This is a genomic window from Glutamicibacter sp. NPDC055354 (assembly GCF_053644955.1).
Genome location: NZ_JBSHMB010000001.1, coordinates 1,048,569 through 1,064,613 on the forward strand (window position 1 = coordinate 1,048,569; position 16,045 = coordinate 1,064,613).

General features: G+C 59.3%; 11 protein-coding genes. 2 read left to right on the forward strand and 9 right to left on the reverse strand.

Features of this window, described 5'->3' with window-relative positions; translation table 11 throughout:
- Positions 1–16: 16 nt before the first annotated feature.
- The 5 genes from ACWICV_RS04830 to ACWICV_RS04850 all read right to left on the reverse strand — a co-directional run bounded on the left by ACWICV_RS04830 (position 17) and on the right by ACWICV_RS04850 (position 9,059).
- Complete coding sequence (locus ACWICV_RS04830; RefSeq protein ID WP_105656813.1) at positions 17–1,504, reverse strand: sensor histidine kinase; 1,488 nt, start codon at positions 1,502–1,504, stop codon at positions 17–19.
- A gap of 9 nt (positions 1,505–1,513) precedes the next feature.
- Entirely contained in the window at positions 1,514–6,307 is a 4,794-nt protein-coding gene (locus tag ACWICV_RS04835) for an NAD-glutamate dehydrogenase (protein WP_400288288.1), read from the reverse strand.
- A 125-nt stretch (positions 6,308–6,432) separates the two neighbouring features.
- Positions 6,433–7,680, reverse strand: a complete 1,248-nt coding sequence (locus ACWICV_RS04840; protein ID WP_332594667.1) for an AAA family ATPase — start codon at positions 7,678–7,680, stop codon at positions 6,433–6,435.
- Entirely contained in the window at positions 7,677–8,342 is a 666-nt protein-coding gene (locus ACWICV_RS04845) for a CpaB family protein (protein WP_400288290.1), read from the reverse strand. The genes ACWICV_RS04840 and ACWICV_RS04845 overlap by 4 nt, the downstream gene beginning before the upstream one ends.
- 90 nt (positions 8,343–8,432) lie before the next feature.
- Positions 8,433–9,059, reverse strand: a complete 627-nt coding sequence (locus tag ACWICV_RS04850) for a hypothetical protein (protein WP_454090662.1) — start codon at positions 9,057–9,059, stop codon at positions 8,433–8,435.
- 56 nt (positions 9,060–9,115) lie between these two features.
- Between ACWICV_RS04850 and ACWICV_RS04855 the strand changes: the two genes are divergently transcribed.
- Both ACWICV_RS04855 and ACWICV_RS04860 read left to right on the forward strand, forming a co-directional pair.
- On the forward strand, positions 9,116–9,838 hold the full coding sequence (locus ACWICV_RS04855; protein ID WP_146112239.1) for a hypothetical protein: 723 nt from the start codon (positions 9,116–9,118) through the stop codon (positions 9,836–9,838).
- Between the two features lie 40 nt (positions 9,839–9,878).
- Entirely contained in the window at positions 9,879–10,403 is a 525-nt protein-coding gene (locus ACWICV_RS04860; protein WP_400288294.1) for an Rv3235 family protein, read from the forward strand.
- Here the strand turns inward: ACWICV_RS04860 and secA are convergent.
- From secA to ACWICV_RS04880, 4 genes are all read right to left on the reverse strand, one after another.
- Positions 10,400–13,048: a preprotein translocase subunit SecA gene (gene secA, locus ACWICV_RS04865; protein ID WP_332594663.1), complete on the reverse strand. Its 2,649-nt coding sequence runs from the start codon at positions 13,046–13,048 to the stop codon at positions 10,400–10,402. The genes ACWICV_RS04860 and secA overlap by 4 nt on opposite strands.
- A gap of 133 nt (positions 13,049–13,181) precedes the next feature.
- Positions 13,182–14,354 (reverse strand): winged helix-turn-helix domain-containing protein, encoded by a 1,173-nt coding sequence (locus ACWICV_RS04870; RefSeq protein WP_402470791.1) that lies wholly within the window; start codon positions 14,352–14,354, stop codon positions 13,182–13,184.
- 20 nt (positions 14,355–14,374) lie between these two features.
- Positions 14,375–15,073, reverse strand: a complete 699-nt coding sequence (gene hpf, locus ACWICV_RS04875; RefSeq protein ID WP_105656863.1) for a ribosome hibernation-promoting factor, HPF/YfiA family — start codon at positions 15,071–15,073, stop codon at positions 14,375–14,377.
- Positions 15,074–15,242: 169 nt separating this feature from the next.
- On the reverse strand, positions 15,243–16,031 hold the full coding sequence (locus ACWICV_RS04880) for a ComF family protein (RefSeq protein ID WP_454090661.1): 789 nt from the start codon (positions 16,029–16,031) through the stop codon (positions 15,243–15,245).
- Positions 16,032–16,045 lie beyond the last annotated feature (14 nt).

The following is a 16,045-nucleotide window of genomic DNA, read 5'->3' on the forward strand; positions in this document are numbered from 1 at the left end:
GCTGATCAGGCTGCTCCTAGCCTGTACGGTGGTCAAGATCCAATGGCATGTCGATTACCACCTTGGTCCCGCCCTTCTCGCTCTGTACCCAACGGATTTCACCCGATAGTTCGCTGGTAACCAGAGTGCGGACAATTTGCAGCCCAAGTCCCTCGCGGCGTGGCTCTTCTGGCAACCCGTGGCCGTCATCTTCAATGACAACCCGGAGCCAATCCTTGCTATCGGCACCCTTGTAGCGTTCGGCAACCAGCGCGACTTCACCGTTGCGATGCGCTAGTCCATGTTCCACGGCATTAGTCACCAGCTCATTGATCACCAGTGACAACGGTGTCGCCAAATCAGCGTCAAGCATGCCGAATTCGCCTTCACGACGCGTGGATACCCTTTGCTCCGGAGAAGCGATTTCCACGATCAGACGGAACTGGCGATCCATCAGATCATCAAATTTGACGGTTTCGTTCAGGCCCTTGGACAGGAAGTCGTGGACCGAAGCGATAGTGGAGACTCGTCGCATTGCCTGCTCCAGGCCCTGCTTGCCGTCCTCTGAGCTCATCCTGCGCGATTGCATGCGCAACAGCGCCGCGACAGTCTGCAAGTTGTTCTTCACGCGATGATGGATTTCACGGATCGTAGCGTCCTTGGTGACCAGTTCTTTTTCGCGACGGCGCAGTTCGGACACATCGCGGCACAGCACCAGTGCGCCCCAGCGCTTTGATTCGTTGCGCAGCGGAATGGCACGCAGGGAGAGGGTGACTCCGCGATGTTCCACCTCGGTACGCCATGGCATCTTGCCCTGGAGCACCAGCGGAAGAGTTTCGTCGACTACACGACGGTCGCTGACCAGTGCCATCGTCAGATCAGCCAGTGGCTGGCCCTGGAGGACATCAGCTGCGCCTAATCGGCGGAAAGCTGAAACAGCGTTCGGGCTGGCGAATTCGACGGCTCCATCAACGTTGAGCCGGATGAAACCATCACCGACGCGCGGCGCGCCACGGCGGGAGCCGGTAGGGCTGGCGAAGTCCGGCCACAGCCCTTGGGTACCCATCTGCAACAGGTCATCAGCGCTTTGCCGGTAGACCAATTCCAGATTGCTGGGTGTGCGGGACTGGTTCGGATCGAAATGGGAAGTGATGACCGCAACCGGTTGGTTCTGGCGCACTAGCGGAATCGCCTGCACCGTGGTCAACCCCATGATGATATCTTTGCCGGCTTGTTCGGCCGAGCGTTGCACTTGCTTGGTTTCCCAAGCGCGGTCCACCATAATGCGCAGATCCTTGCGGATCCGTTCTCCCACGAAGTCGCTATGGAAGGCGGTATGCGAGGTGGAAGGGCGCACGTGTGCCAAAGCCGTATAGGAACCGTCCCCGGTGGGGAACCAGAGCACCAGGTCTGCGAATGCTAGATCCGAGACCAGTTGCCAGTCCCCCACCAGGAGGTGGAGCCAATCCTCATCACCGGGCGCTAGTGCAGCACGTTGACGTAATTCTTCGGTGATGAGGGCCATTGGCGGTATTTACCTTCGGACGATGGAACGCAAGAGGCGAAGTGCCACGGAAAGTGAAGCCATGTCGTCTCGTTCCAGGCTGTTCACTTCCGCGAACATAGTCTTCGCACGATCAAGGTTAGCCGCGTTTGCCTCTTCCCATGCAGCAACACGCTCTGCCGGGTCAGCAATATCGCCGTGGGCATCCAGGATGTTGCCGGTCAGGTCGATGATCGTGGTGTACAGGTCATCGCGCATTGCGGCACGAGCCAGCGCCTGCCAACGATCCGAGCGAGGAAGGTTGGTGATGCGATTCAGCAGGCTGTCCACATCGAACAAGTCGTAGAGCACGTAGTAGGTTTCTGCGACCTTGACCGGAGCGGTCCCGGTGCGGTGCACATATTCTGCCACGTCCAGCAGCGCGTAGGATTCGAACTGAGTCGCCCACATGCTGGCACGACGCTCCGGGATCCCCTGGTCCATGGCCTCTTCACGCCACTCCTGGAATCTCTGGAGGTCAGTGCCCCGAACCAAGGTTGGCAGGGCCTCACGCAGTTCGGTAACCGTCGCTTCGTAGCGTTTGACCGCTTCGGTGACCAGCAGTTCCTGATCGACGCGGTTGATGAACCAGCGGGTGGCACGGTCCAGCAGGCGGCGCATGTCGTGGTGCTGGCGGCCCCAGTGTTCCAGATCGGTTCCGGCAGGCTGTGCATTGATCGCATCGAACTGGCGGTCGAATCCGTAGATCTCACGCAGCGCGCAGAAGACCTTGGCAATCTGGACTTCGCTGGCACTGGTTTCTTCCATGGCACGGAAGACGTAGGTGATGCCGCCCATGTTCACGATGTCGTTGGCGATCACGGTCGCGATGATTTCTCGGCGCAACGGATGGCTTTCGAGCTGATCCCCGAAACGCTCTACCAACTTGGTTGGGAAGTAGCGGCGCAGGGTCCGGGTGAAGTACGGATCATCGGCGAGATCGGATTCGGTCAGCGCGTTCGCCAGCTGGATCTTCGCGTATGCGGCCAGCACCGAGAGCTCTGGGGTGGTCATCGCCTCGCCAGCGGCGCGGCGCTCTTCCAGCTGATCCGCGTTTGGCAAGAACTCCAAGCCACGGTTCAAGTCAGCATGGGCTTCCAGCCACTGCATCAGGCGCTCGTACGCTGGTGTCCAGGTCAGTGCCGCATGCTTCTCATTGAGCAGCAACACGTTCTGTTCGAAGTTGGTCGTCAGCACCAGATCACCGATGTTATCGGTCATCGAGAGCAGGAACTCCGTGCGTTCAGCCTCGGTGAGATTGCCCGCCTTGATCTGGCGGTCCACGAAGATCTTGATGTTCACTTCGCGGTCAGAAGTGTCCACGCCAGCAGAGTTGTCAATGGCATCGGTGTTCAGCAGGACGCCCTTGCGGGCTGCCTCAATACGGCCCAGCTGGGTCATGCCCAAGTTGCCGCCTTCGCCAACAACTTTCACGCGCAGATCTGCGCCGTCGACGCGGATGGCGTCGTTGGCTCGGTCGCCGACCTGGCCGTGGGTTTCAGCCGCTGACTTCACGTAGGTACCAATACCGCCGTTGTAGAGCAGGTCCACTGGCGCTGAGAGGATGGCCTTGAGCAGTTCGTTAGGGCTCAGCTTGGTGGTGCCGGCGTCCAAGCCCAGGACCTCGCGGACCTCGGCGCTAACCGGCACGGACTTGAGGCTGCGCGAGTACACGCCGCCTCCGGCCGAGAGCAGCTCCTTGTTGTAGTCTGCCCAGCTGGAGCGTGGCAGATCATACAGGCGCTGGCGCTCGTCAAAGGCGACCTGGGGATTCGGGTTCGGATCCAGGAAGATATCACGGTGGTCGAAGGCCGCCACCAGCTTCACGGTGGGGGTACGGCGCAAACCGTTGCCGAACACGTCTCCGGACATATCGCCCACGCCGACGGCGGTGAATTCGTCCTTCTGGGTGTCGATGCCCAACTCGAAGAAGTGGCGCTTCACCGATTCCCAGGCGCCGCGTGCGGTGATGCCCATGCCCTTGTGGTCGTAGCCCACCGAGCCGCCCGAAGCAAAGGCATCGCCCAGCCAGTGGCCCTTGTCAGCCGAGATCGAGTTGGCGATATCGGAGAAGCTCGCGGTGCCCTTGTCGGCAGCGACCACCAGGTAGGAATCATCGCCATCGCGACGAACCACGTTGGCAGGGGCTTCGATGTGCTCACCGTTTTCGTCGGTAACCATGTTGTCGGTCAGCTCCAGCAGGGTGCGGATGAAGACCTTGTACGCGCCCTTGCCTTCTTCCATCCATGCACCGCGGTCGAGAGCTGGATTGGGAAGCTGCTTGGCGTAGAAACCGCCCTTGGCACCAGTTGGCACGATGACGGAGTTCTTGACCATCTGGGCCTTGACCAGACCCAGCACTTCCGTACGGAAATCTTCTCGGCGATCGGACCAGCGCAGGCCACCGCGGGCCACGGCGCCGAAGCGGAAGTGGGTACCCTCAACCCGCGGCGAGTAGACCCACAGTTCGTGCTTCGGACGCGGGAATGGCGCGAAATCGATCTCTTCCGGGGCCAGCTTGAATGCCAGTGCCTGGTAAGTGGTGAAGTAGTTGGTGCGTTTGGTCGCTTCGATCACCTTCACGAAACGGCGCAGCAAGGTGTCGGCATCCAACGTTGGCACGGATTCCAACGCTTCGGCGACCTTTGCGTGCGCCTTCTGCCGAGCAGCTTCCGAAGCCACGGAGCTCAGCTGCGGGTCGAAGGTGGCCTGGAACAGCTCCACAATGGCGTGGGTGACTGACGGGTTGCCAACCAGGGTGCTGGCGATGAAGCCAGTGGAGTTCGGAACCCCGAGCTGCAGCAGGTAGTGGGCGTAGGCACGAAGCATCGAGACTTCCTCCCACGTGAGTCCCTCGTGCAGCACCAGTGCGTTAAGGCTGTCGGATTCGGCGAGGTTGCGGACCACTGCGCAGTAGGCCTCAGCCAGTTTGGCTTCCACGGCCTGGAAGTTGATCTCCTCATCGATCTTCAGGCCCATGTCGTAGATGTAGCGTTCGCCGATTCCTTCTGGATTCAGCTCGTAGGGGCGTTCATCGACGACTTCCAGACCCAGATGCTGCAGAACTGGCAGTATGCGCGAGAGCAGCAGCGGCTTGGTCACATAGATCTTCATGCGCTTGGAAACAGCAGAATCCTCATCCTGCTTCTCGTCATCGTAGAAGGAGACAACCGGGCCATCGACTTCTGGACTGCTCAACTCGGTGAGCAGGTCAATATCCTTCAGCGCATCTTCGATTTCGAACTGCACCTTGTAGGAAGCCGGGAAAGCTTCGGCCCAAGCGTTGGACAGCGTGTTGGCATCGCCCAGTTCCAGACGCGCGCGGGCGGTGTCAACGATGGCGTCAGACCAGGAGCGCACGGCCTTGGCAATACGATTCTCCAGTGCCTTGCGGTCAACCACGGGGGCCAGTCCGTGGCGTTGCAGGCGCAGCCGGTAGAACAAGCGAACGAGCGCGCCCGCACCCAGCTGCGCTTCATATTCAACGGATTCTGCGTTGAAGCTGCGCTGCAGCTCCTGCTCCACCCGCAGGCGCACTGCGGTGGAGAAACGATCACGTGGCAGGAACACCATGGCAGTGACGAAGCGGCCGTAGTCGTCCTTGCGAAGGAAGACCGAGGTGCGGCGGCGTTCCTGCAGGCGCAGGATACCGAGGGCAATCTTGGTCAACTCGTCGACGGAGATCTGGAACATCTCATCGCGTGGGTAGCTTTCCAGAATAGTGGTGATGTCCTTGCCCGAGTGGGAATCAGGCGCGAAGCCGGTGCGCTTCAGCACCGCTTCAACCTTTTCGCGTACCAGCGGGACGGTCTTCACGCTCGAGGTGTAAACACTGGAGGAGAAGAGGCCGATGAAACGGCGTTCGCCGTTGACTTCGCCATTGGCATCGAAGCTCTTGACTCCGACATAGTCCAGGTACACGCCACGGTGAACGGTGGAACGGGAGTTCGCCTTGGTCACGATCAGCGCACGCTTGTCGCGAGCGGTGATGCGGCCGCGCTTGGTCAGGTGCTGTGGACCTTGGTCCGCCAGATCGCGCATCAGTCCCAAGCCGCTGCCTGGGCGGGCGACCAGGACGTCTTCGCCGTTGATGGTTTCCAGCGAGTAGTCGCGGTAGCCCAGGAACGTGAACTTTCCGTCAGCTAACCAGTCCAGCAGCTCCGATGCCTGCTGCACCTCGGCGATTTCCTCAGCCTTCGGAGTCTGCGGAAGGCTCTGCGCAATATCCTTGGCCCGGTCCAGCATGGCCGGCCAGTCCTTCACTGCAACACGCACATCTGCCAGAACGCTATAGAGGCGCTCAACAAATTCCTTGGCCTGCTCATCGCTGAGCTCGCGAGCGAGCTCGACTGAAATCCACGATTCGACGCGGGTTTCTGCACCGGCCGAAATCAGGGTGCTCAAATCCGAGAGCGCAGCGGTGTCACCGCTGGCAACATGCTGCAGACCAGCATGGCTGATCTTTGAAATTTCGCCGGTCTCGGTCTTGCGGGAGACAACGAACGTCGGATGCACTACCAGCTGAATTGGTGAATTCAGCTGCACTAGTGCGGCAGTTACCGAATCAACAAGGAATGGCATGTCATCGGTGACGATGTGGACCACTGAAATTCCGTTGTTGCGGGTAATGGCGACATTAGCGTTTTCAGCATCACGCTGATACCCGATTTCCAGATGTGCTGCCACGCGAGCTTCGAGTTCGTCTGGCCGGTAGGCCGCCACGTCTTCGGTCGCAATTTGGCCATAGTACTCGCTCACCAATTTCGAGGTGAGTGTCTCATCCATGAATGATTCTGACATGCTGGATTCCGACGAGTTCAAAAGAACGCCTCCAAGAACAAAGTTCGATCAACCCGCGCCTTTGCGGATCTCTAGTTTTACCCACATTACTCGGTTTTCACCTCTGGGGTTCAAGCTTCGGAGCGAAATCGACGACTATTCCATTTCTTGGGTGAATCCGTGGAATTTATGCCGGCCAAAGACCGTATTTCCATACGCAATAGGCACCGAGGTGCGATTTCGAGCAATGGGCTTCCTCCCAGCACTGCCGCGTTGCACGCGGCGCTGTCCTCGGGCAGATACCCTGCGATTTGGTGCGTCGGCCCAAACCGGTCCCACGCTTCAATCAACCTGCGCTTCGGGCTGCGCCCGGTACTGCTGGCTCCCACGCGGTTGAAGACGATTTTAGGATTCAGCCCGGGCAGTGCATCCTCCAATTCGTCGATGGCGCGAAGTGCACGCGGAATTCCCAAGCTGTCGGCACGCACGATCATGAAAAGCTCATCGGAGCACTGGAGCATCTCGACGGTGACAGCGTTTCGCTGTGGTGCTTGGGTATCGAAACTGAGCTGTTCGTCCAATTCAATGTACGGAGCCAAATCCAATACGACCAGGTCGTAGTGAACTTTGAGCAGCATGGCCGCTCGCCGCAGCGCCGAGGCCCGGACCTCGGGCCACCGGCTAGCACGCGGGATTCCGGTCGCCACGCGCATGGTCGCCTCCCCGACCTGGACCAAGGAACATGCAGCGTTGAGTCGGGCAACATCCAACGAGCCGGCGTCGATGGCACGGCACAACTGCGCGATGGATGCCGATTCGTCCATGAGCCCCAATTGAATGGCGATGCTGGCGGCGTAGGTATCTGCGTCCAGAAGCACCACGGTTTTTCCTGCTGCCGCCGTTTCCACCGCATAATTCAGCGCGACGGTACTGCGCCCGGGAGATCCAGGGGCGCTCCAGAAGCTGACGATTCTTCCGTTCCGGCCCGTAGAGTCGTCCTCCGGTTCGGGAACCGCGAGCGTTCCGTCGGTTCCAGAATGATTCAATGACTGAACTACGCCCCTGATGCGTCCTTCCAGCTCGGCCATGCCGGAATCCGCAGGCAGATGAAGGACATCAGGCAATGGCTTCCAGTCTTCGGGCCGGTCAAAGAACAGGACAACCGCTGTCTGGCGCATCAGCAACGCATCAAGTTGTTCCATGGGCGGCACCAGCTGGGCGTCGGCAACGATCAGCACATCAGCCATTCCGGTATCGCAAGCGGCAATGGCTTCGGCTATGCCGGAGCAGACGCGGGTGACCATCAGTTCCCCGCGGTACCCTTCGATTTGCCGGACGATTTTCTCCTGGTCGCCGAGCACTACGACCGAAATACTCATTGTTCGGTCCCGGCCGGGTTGTAGACGACGATAATTCTCGATTCGTTGGCCAGCGCTTGAAGCAGCGGTTCAAGCTGATTCGGTTCCACCAGCAGTTCCAGGTTGGTGCCTTGGGTTCCCACCAGTCCCCCGCCGCTTTCAACGCGTGCGGCGACTTCGACCATGGAGGAGAGCTTTTCCGGGACTCCGTAGGTGCTGCCGCTGGTTTCGCGTTTGGCAATCCATACGTCAACGAAGCTACCGGGGGTAATCGACGAAGAAAGGTCTGCCGGAAGATCGACATTGACCGGCCTGCGCGATCCCACTTCACTGTGCATTATCGAGGTGACTGGAATCAGCTGCCCTTCGCTGATAAAGGTGTTCGCTCGGGCGTCCTGGCCGAGCTGCGCATCTGTGTGCACGTAGTTCTCGAGAGTTTCGCCAAGCTGGACTTCTTGAGTTTTCATGTTCTCGCTGGTCAGCTTTTCTCCGAGGGTGATATTGGTGCTGGCGACATACACCGTGGACGTCTGATGCAATTCGCCGACCAGGTACACGGTTCCCGCGACCGAAGCCACTACGAGCACCGCGCCGAGAGCCAGGCGTGGGTCCTTCCAACTAGGCCGTCGCACACGCGAGGCCGAGGTTGTCCGCGCGTCCTGGGCGATCTGTTCTGTGATCAAGGCTTTGACCTTCCGCCAGCATAGGTGCTTATGGATGGTGAGCCTACGACAACTTGGTCCTGCTGGAAAGACCTTGCGTGCACTTGTGGATCACGAAAGAGTGATCGCTTCGACCCATCCGATAGCATCCAGTGGAATCAGCAGTTGCGTTGAGGCCTGCTGGGCTCTGGCGAATTCATCGCGAGGATGCACCAGAATAATCAAAAAATCCTTGGCTACCTGAGTCAGAGTTCCTTCAGCCATGGAGCTGCCCGCACGGCCAAAAACATGGCATCGTGCGCGGTCCCGGAGCAATCCCCGCAGAACCGAGGAAAACTTCACCGAGCGGCCCGGCGCCCGCCGTTCCACCGCAGGTGCGCGCCTCGGCGGAAGGGCAAAGGATTCAATCGCTCCACTGCGGATCACCCATTGGGCCTGCTCTGTTTCCAGGCAGATGTAATCGGTCGCGCAAGGGCCGAGCTTCGCGCGGAGTTCGGTTCCCCCGGCCAGCCGGAGGCTCAATTCGTGTCCGTAGAACCGCATCAGAGTAGGCAGCAGTTCGGCAGTTGCCCGTTCAACCCTGATGTTTTCGGCAATTTCTTCACGCAGCTGCGCCCGGCTCTGTTCTGCTAGCTGAGCCTCCAAGTCGTCGAAGAGTGAATCCCACCGCATGCGCCCACTGTACGAGAATAAACATTGTTGCGTAACCCTATTCACAAAACGATCTCTAAGTGTCACTATTAACATCAAACAACATCAAATGACATCAAAATTCATTCAAGGAAGTGATTCGGGTGTCTCGCCAACGGCAAATATTCGTGCTGCTGCTCTTTTCGGCAGCGTCATTGGTCATTATCTATGTGGGCATCCAGTGGATATCTGATTACTTCCGGTCCCCAGTCGATGGGCTCGCCACAGCGGACCACATAAGGCTTCTCGTCAGCCTTTCGTTCCTGGCGTTACTTACGCTGTACTTGCTGCGCGTGGCCTTGGCCCAGATGATCCGCTGGGCCTTCACCCACCGCAAGCCGAAGCTAGCGCGGTTCTTCGAACGAATAGCCCCCGCACTGAGCAGGAGAATTCTAGGCTCAATGCTTGGGACCTCGATTGCCCTCTCTTCAGTCGCTGCAGCCTACGCGGGTGAACCACTGGCAGTTTCCCTGGCACAGGTCCCGGCGGAAAACGCCAGCCAAGAACTAGCCAGCTATGCAGGCCCGCAGCAAAACTCCGTACCGAGCCCGCAATGGTTCCCCGAATCCATGAGCGTTCCCCTGAGCCCACTGGTATCCCCCGGGGCCAGGAATCCAGGCCAACGTTCGGTGCAACGCACAGAAGTTGTCGTCGCTGAAGGGCAGAATCTGTGGACCATAGCGGCAGAACATCTAGGTGCCCAGGCCACCGTGGAAGAAATTTCTGCCTATTGGCCAAAGATCTATCAACGCAACAAGAAGTCCATCGGCACCGACCCGGACCTGCTGCGAGTTGGAACGGTACTTGAACTACCGCCAGCCGGCTAAGCGCATTCAAGAACTTCCCCACGCCCAACTAGGAGTCATCATGAGCACCATCGCCATCAGCCCCCTTAGCGCCAACACCGGCTACTATCAACCGGACATCTACGCAGCCAACCTCCCAGACCCGAACCCGGCTGGCGCCACCTCGGCTGCCGATCCATGCCAGGCTCCGGCTCACCTGCGTCGGGCAATGGACAATATCTTCCATCGCTCTGCTGTCTACCGCAGCGAGCACCGGGCCATCGTTGAGATTTCGCATGCAGTAGCCCGCGCGGTCTTCGAAATCGTGGCTGGGTACCGCACCGTGAATCAGCTGGCATTCGTGATGGAGCCCTCTTGCATTGCCAAGCTCCGGCGCCGGGCCCTCCTGGAGACCCAGTGCTACACGCTCGAGCCGCTGCCGGGCACGGCACACGGGCAGATCATCTCATTGCACCTGGACCGGTGCATATCAGGTTCTTGGGAATGCACAGTCATCTTGGGCTTTAAATACCGCGTCCGTGCCGTGGCTCTGAAAATTGAGCCCTGGCACGGACGGTGGCAGGTGACCGATGTGGAGCTAATCTAGCTGCGCTTGGCCTTCTTGTTCTTCTTCTTGCTCGACGTTGCCTGGGCGCGAGTGGTGCTGGCTTCGCCATCTTCATCCGGGCCGGTGAACTGCAGGTTCTTCGGCTTCGCCGATTCGTCAACCGCTGGCGCGGCAGCTGCTTCAGCTCCGGTGGGGATCTCCAAGTTGAAGAGGGTTCCGATGCTTTCCTCGCGGATGCCTTCCATCATGGTCTGGAACATGGTGTAGCCTTCACGCTGATATTCCACTAGCGGGTCGCGCTGGGCCATGGCACGCAGTCCGATTCCTTCCTTGAGGTAATCCATCTCGTACAGGTGCTCCTGCCACTTGCGACCGATGGTCGAGAGCACTACACGGCGCTCCAGATCGCGCATGGTGGAAGAACCAACAAGCTTTTCCCGCTCTTCGTACTGGTACTGGGCATCCGAGAGGATTTCGCGTTCCAGGAACTGCGCGGAGAGGTGCCCCACTCCGCCGGCCTCTTCGAGAACTTCATCGATGGTGATGCCGATCGGGTACAGCTGCTTGAGGTTGGTCCACAACGACTTGAGCTCCCAATCGTCCGGGTCGCCGACCTGGGTCGCTTCCAGGACCATTGCCTTGACGACATCTTCCAGGAAGTGGCCGACCTTCTCTTCGAGGTCGTCGCCTTCCAGGATGGAACGGCGGTCAGCGTAGATCGCTTCACGCTGGCGGTTCATCACGTCATCGTATTTCAGCACATTCTTGCGCTGCTCGGCGTTGACGCCTTCCACCTGTGCCTGGGCGGACTCAATGGCGCGCGAAACCATCTTGGATTCCAGCGCCACGTCATCTGGCATCGACGGGTTGTTCATGATGCGCTCGGCCATCCCGGAGTTGAACCGGCGCATCAGGTCATCGGTCATCGACAGGTAGAAACGCGATTCGCCCGGGTCGCCCTGGCGGCCGGAGCGACCACGCAGCTGGTTATCGATGCGGCGTGATTCGTGCCGTTCGGTGCCCAGCACGTACAGGCCGCCGAGCGCCGCAACTTCCTTCGATTCGTTGGCGACGGTTTCCTTCGCCTTGTCAAAGACTTCGTCCCAGACCGTGTTGTACTCTTCCGGGTTGTTCTCCGCATCCAGGCCACGGCGCTCCATCTCGGCCACGGCCAGGAACTCAGCGTTGCCGCCGAGCATGATGTCGGTACCGCGGCCGGCCATGTTGGTAGAAACGGTCACCGCGTTCTTGCGGCCGGCCATCGCGACCACGGCAGCTTCGCGAGCGTGCTGCTTGGCGTTGAGCACCTCGTGGCGGATGCCCTTCTTGGAGAGCAGCCGGGAGAGGTATTCGCTCTTTTCCACGCTGGTGGTGCCCACCAGGATCGGCTGTCCCGTCGCATGGCGCTCGGCAATGTCCTCAACCACAGCATTGAACTTGGCGACTTCATTCTTGTAGATGTAGTCCGACTGGTCCATGCGGATTGCTGGCTTATTGGTGGGAATCTCCACCACGCCCAGCTTGTAGGTACCCATGAATTCCGCGGCCTCGGTCTGCGCCGTACCGGTCATGCCCGAGATCTTGGCGTACATGCGGAAGTAGTTCTGCAAGGTCACGGTGGCCAGAGTCTGGTTCTCGGCCTTGATCTCAACGTTTTCCTTGGCCTCGATGGCCTGGTGCATGCCCTCGGAGTAGCGGCGGCCAGCCAGTGCACGGCCGGTATGCTCGTCAACGATCATGACTTCGCCGTTGACAACGACGTAGTCCTTGTCCTTCTTGAACAGTTCCTTGGCCTTGATGGCGCTGTTCAGGAAGCCGATCAGCGGGGTGTTGTTCGCTTCGTAGAGGTTATCGATGCCCAGGTAGTCCTCGACCTTTTCGATGCCCGACTCCAGCACGCCGATGGTGCGCTTCTTTTCGTCGACCTCGTAATCGTCTTCACGCTTCAGTCGCGAGACGATCTTGGAGAATTCGGTGTACCAGCGGTTCACATCTCCCGAAGCCTGTCCGGAAATGATCAGCGGGGTACGCGCCTCATCGATCAGGATCGAGTCGACCTCATCGACGATGACGAAGTTGTGTCCGCGCTGGACCAGCTCGTCCTTGCTCCACGCCATGTTGTCGCGCAGGTAGTCGAATCCGAACTCGTTGTTCGTGCCGTAGGTGATATCGGCTTCATACTGCTTGCGCCGCTCGGCAGGCTTCTGGCTGGAGAGAATGCAGCCGCAGGTCAGACCGAGGAAGCGGAAGACGCGACCCATCAGATCCGACTGGTACTGGGCGAGGAAGTCGTTGGTTGTCACCACGTGCACGCCGTCACCGGTCAACGCGTTCAGGTAAGCCGGTGCGGTAGCGACCAGGGTCTTGCCTTCACCGGTACGCATTTCAGCGATGTTTCCCAGATGCAGGGCAGCACCGCCCATGAGCTGGACATCGAAGTGGCGCATGCCAAGGACCCGGTCCGAGGCTTCGCGGACCACCGCAAAAGCTTCTGGGAGCAAGTCATCCAACGTCTCACCGTTAGCCAAACGTTCGCGGAACTTGTCGGTTTCACCCTTGAGCTCTTCGTCCGAAAGTTCGCGAATTTCGACTTCCAACGTATTGATCGTGTCGGCGTACTTACGAAGAGTCTTCAGAATCTTCTTGTCGCCGGTACGCAAAATACGTTCTAGCAATGATGCCACGTGGTAGCTCCCAATATCTCAAGCACAGTAATTTCTGGCGTCTTCAGTCTACGTGAGGAAAACAGCACATCTGGCTATTTCAATCCCATTTGCGCTGTTCTTATAGCGAACAGCGATTTGATCAACAGGCCCTTCACAGCCCGATTTCCACTCGTTCAAGTTCCAGCCAGCGCGCCATGCGATCCAGCTCGGCTCGCAATCCAGCCTCGACACTGGCGTCGACACCCGGCTCGTAATGCACCTGCTTTGCGTGCAGCACCGACCTGGCCCGGTCAGCTTTCAGATCCACTCGGCCCACGAACTCTTCGCCGAAAAGCATCGGGAAAACGTAGTAGCCGTAGCGGCGCTGATTTTCCGGCACGTAGATTTCGATGCGGTATTCGAACCCGAAGAACTTCTCCAGCCGGCGGCGATTGAAAACCATCGAATCAAAAGGTGACAGCAAACGCAGGTCAGGATCGATCCTGCGCGGAATCTTGGTGCCGGCCTGCAAATAGCAAGGCTCGGCAATGCCGGCAACCTGTACTTCTTCGATGAGACCAGCACGTGCCTGCTGGGCGAGCTCTTCTTTCGCCGCGCGCACCGGAAGACGGAAATACTCTGCGACGCAGTGAGCGGTGGCGATGCCAAGGGCATCCATGGCCCGGACAACCAGCCGGGCGAGGGCCTCGTGCCGCTGCGCCGCATCGAGTTCCTGTTGCCTGCCCACCACATCCGCGGCTAGTGCGTAACGGCGTTCAAACTGGGAGTTGCGTCCCAGCGTCAAGATCTTGGCTTGGGCGAAAAGGGACTCGGTGACGAACTTGGTGTCATTCCAATTCCACCCCCAATGCTTTTTCTCCCCGACCGGGGCGACCTCCAAAGCCTGGCTGATTTGCCGGGCGCTGGAGCCTGGATTATTGGACAGGTATTCAAGGACGCGATCCGAGAGGTCATGCTGTTCGGCGGAGAACCCATCTGATTTATCGATCCAGGTTCGGCGCTGCCATACCCGCAGGTCTTGAATGAGTTCGGAGCTGACCACCGAGGCCTCATGGGCCCAATATTCGGTGATAGGGCTGAGCGGCTTGGCCAGAAGCTGGTCCAGCACCTTGGTGTCATAGGCGCCGAGCCGGGCGAACATCGGCATGTAATGGGCCCTGCGAACGACGTTCACCGAGTCAATCTGCAATTGCGCGATACTGCCGATAGCGCTGACGATTCTCCGCGCGGTGACGGGTTGTTCTTTCCTGCCCTTGGACAGGCCTTGGGCGGCCAACGCGATTCTTCGTGCCTGCTTGAGGCTGAGAATGCGTTGGCCGCCCACGCTAGTTGTGGTTCCGATGACTAGCCTTCTGTTGCCAAGGCTTTGTCACGGTAGCCGCGAGTTTCCCTGGTGGCTTCTTCATTGGAGTTCAGTGATGGATCCAAGGAGATGACACCGTACTGGTACTGGGTGCGGCCATAGACCACAGCGTGCTCGCCGGTGGCTTCATCGATGAAAAGGTAGAACGGATGGCCGACCAGTTCCATGCGGTCCACTGCGTCATCTACGCTCATCACTTCTGCAGGGAAGGACTTGCGGCGGATGACCACTGGCGAGTACTCGGCGTTGGCCTCGACTTCGGCAGCTTCCGCGGCTTTCTGGGCTTCGATGGTTTCTTCAACCAACGACTTGCCGCTCGATGCGGTAGGCAGGCCGCCAGTTGCCTGGTGGACAGCCAGCGGGGTGTGGTTGCCGCGATGCACCTTGCGCTTGTCGCGGGCCTTGCGCAGGCGTTCAAGCAGTTTTGCGAACGCGATGTCGAAAGCCGCGAACTTGTCAGCGCCGCGAGCCTCGGCTCGAATTGCTGGGCCACGGCCAACAACGGTCAATTCAACGGACAGTGCAGTGCTCTGATCACGAGCGTGTGCTTCTTTGAGGACCTTGACGTCGATGCGCTGTATTTTGGTGGCCAGCTGGTCAACCTTGGTGATTTTCTCGTCAACATACTCACGGAAACGATCCGAAATGGTGATGTTGCGTCCGCTGTAGTTCAGCTCCATGGTGTCCTCCAATAGGGAGTCGGGTGACACAACAGTCCGAAAATTCCATCCTTTCGGACTGAAGATGGGCTTTTAGCTGCATCTGTGATGCATCCCATACTTCACCTTATGCCACCGTGGCCAAGATTCAAGTATCCGGGCTCACAATTTCCGATCGCGGTAAGCGTAATTACTGTTCAGGTGCATTATTTGGCGGTCTCGTCAAAGCCAGTACCACCGCGCTGGTGACATCATATCCTGCCTCATGGCAGGCCATGGCCGCGTGCCGCAACCTAGAACCGGTGGTTAGGACGTCGTCGACCAGGATGACCGGCTGGCCATTGGCGCTGGCACGCTCGGCTACGAAATGGGTCCGGCCGCCGCGCCGGTCTGAACCGCTCTTGGTTTTCTGCGCCCCGCCCAAGGCAGAACCGAGGCGGTAGTGCAGCAGCGTGCGGCACTCTAGATCTGCCGACAGCAGCCCGCGAGCGAAGCCGTGGTCGAGCATCGTCTTCACCGGAGAGTAGCCACGCTGCGCTGTTGCCTTGAGCGAACTGGGCACCGGCACCACCAGGGTAGGAAGATTCGCGCGCTGCGGGATGCATCCGGCGTTCAGCGCGGCAGCAAGATAAGGGGCGAAGAGCGAGACGAGGAAGTAGCGCTGCTTGTTCTTGAATGCCAGCAAAGCCCGAGCCAGCTCCTTGCCGTAAGCGCCGCAGGAACTAACGGCAAGCTGCTGGCCGAGCACGGGAAGCTCGACATAGAGATGATGCGTGTCCGGCAGGGGCGGCAGGCTCAGTTGGCGTTGGATTTCACTGCGGCATTCGGGGCAAAGCCGAAAATCTGCCCGGGCGCAGACCGCGCAACAGGCCGGAAGCAGGAAGTTCGCGATTTCCCTGGTGCCGAATCCCAGCCAGCGCATGGGCCTGCTGCGTGACAGCTCATCGACGCACCGCAGCCACTCTTCGCGAATTTCCATACGGCCAGACTGGC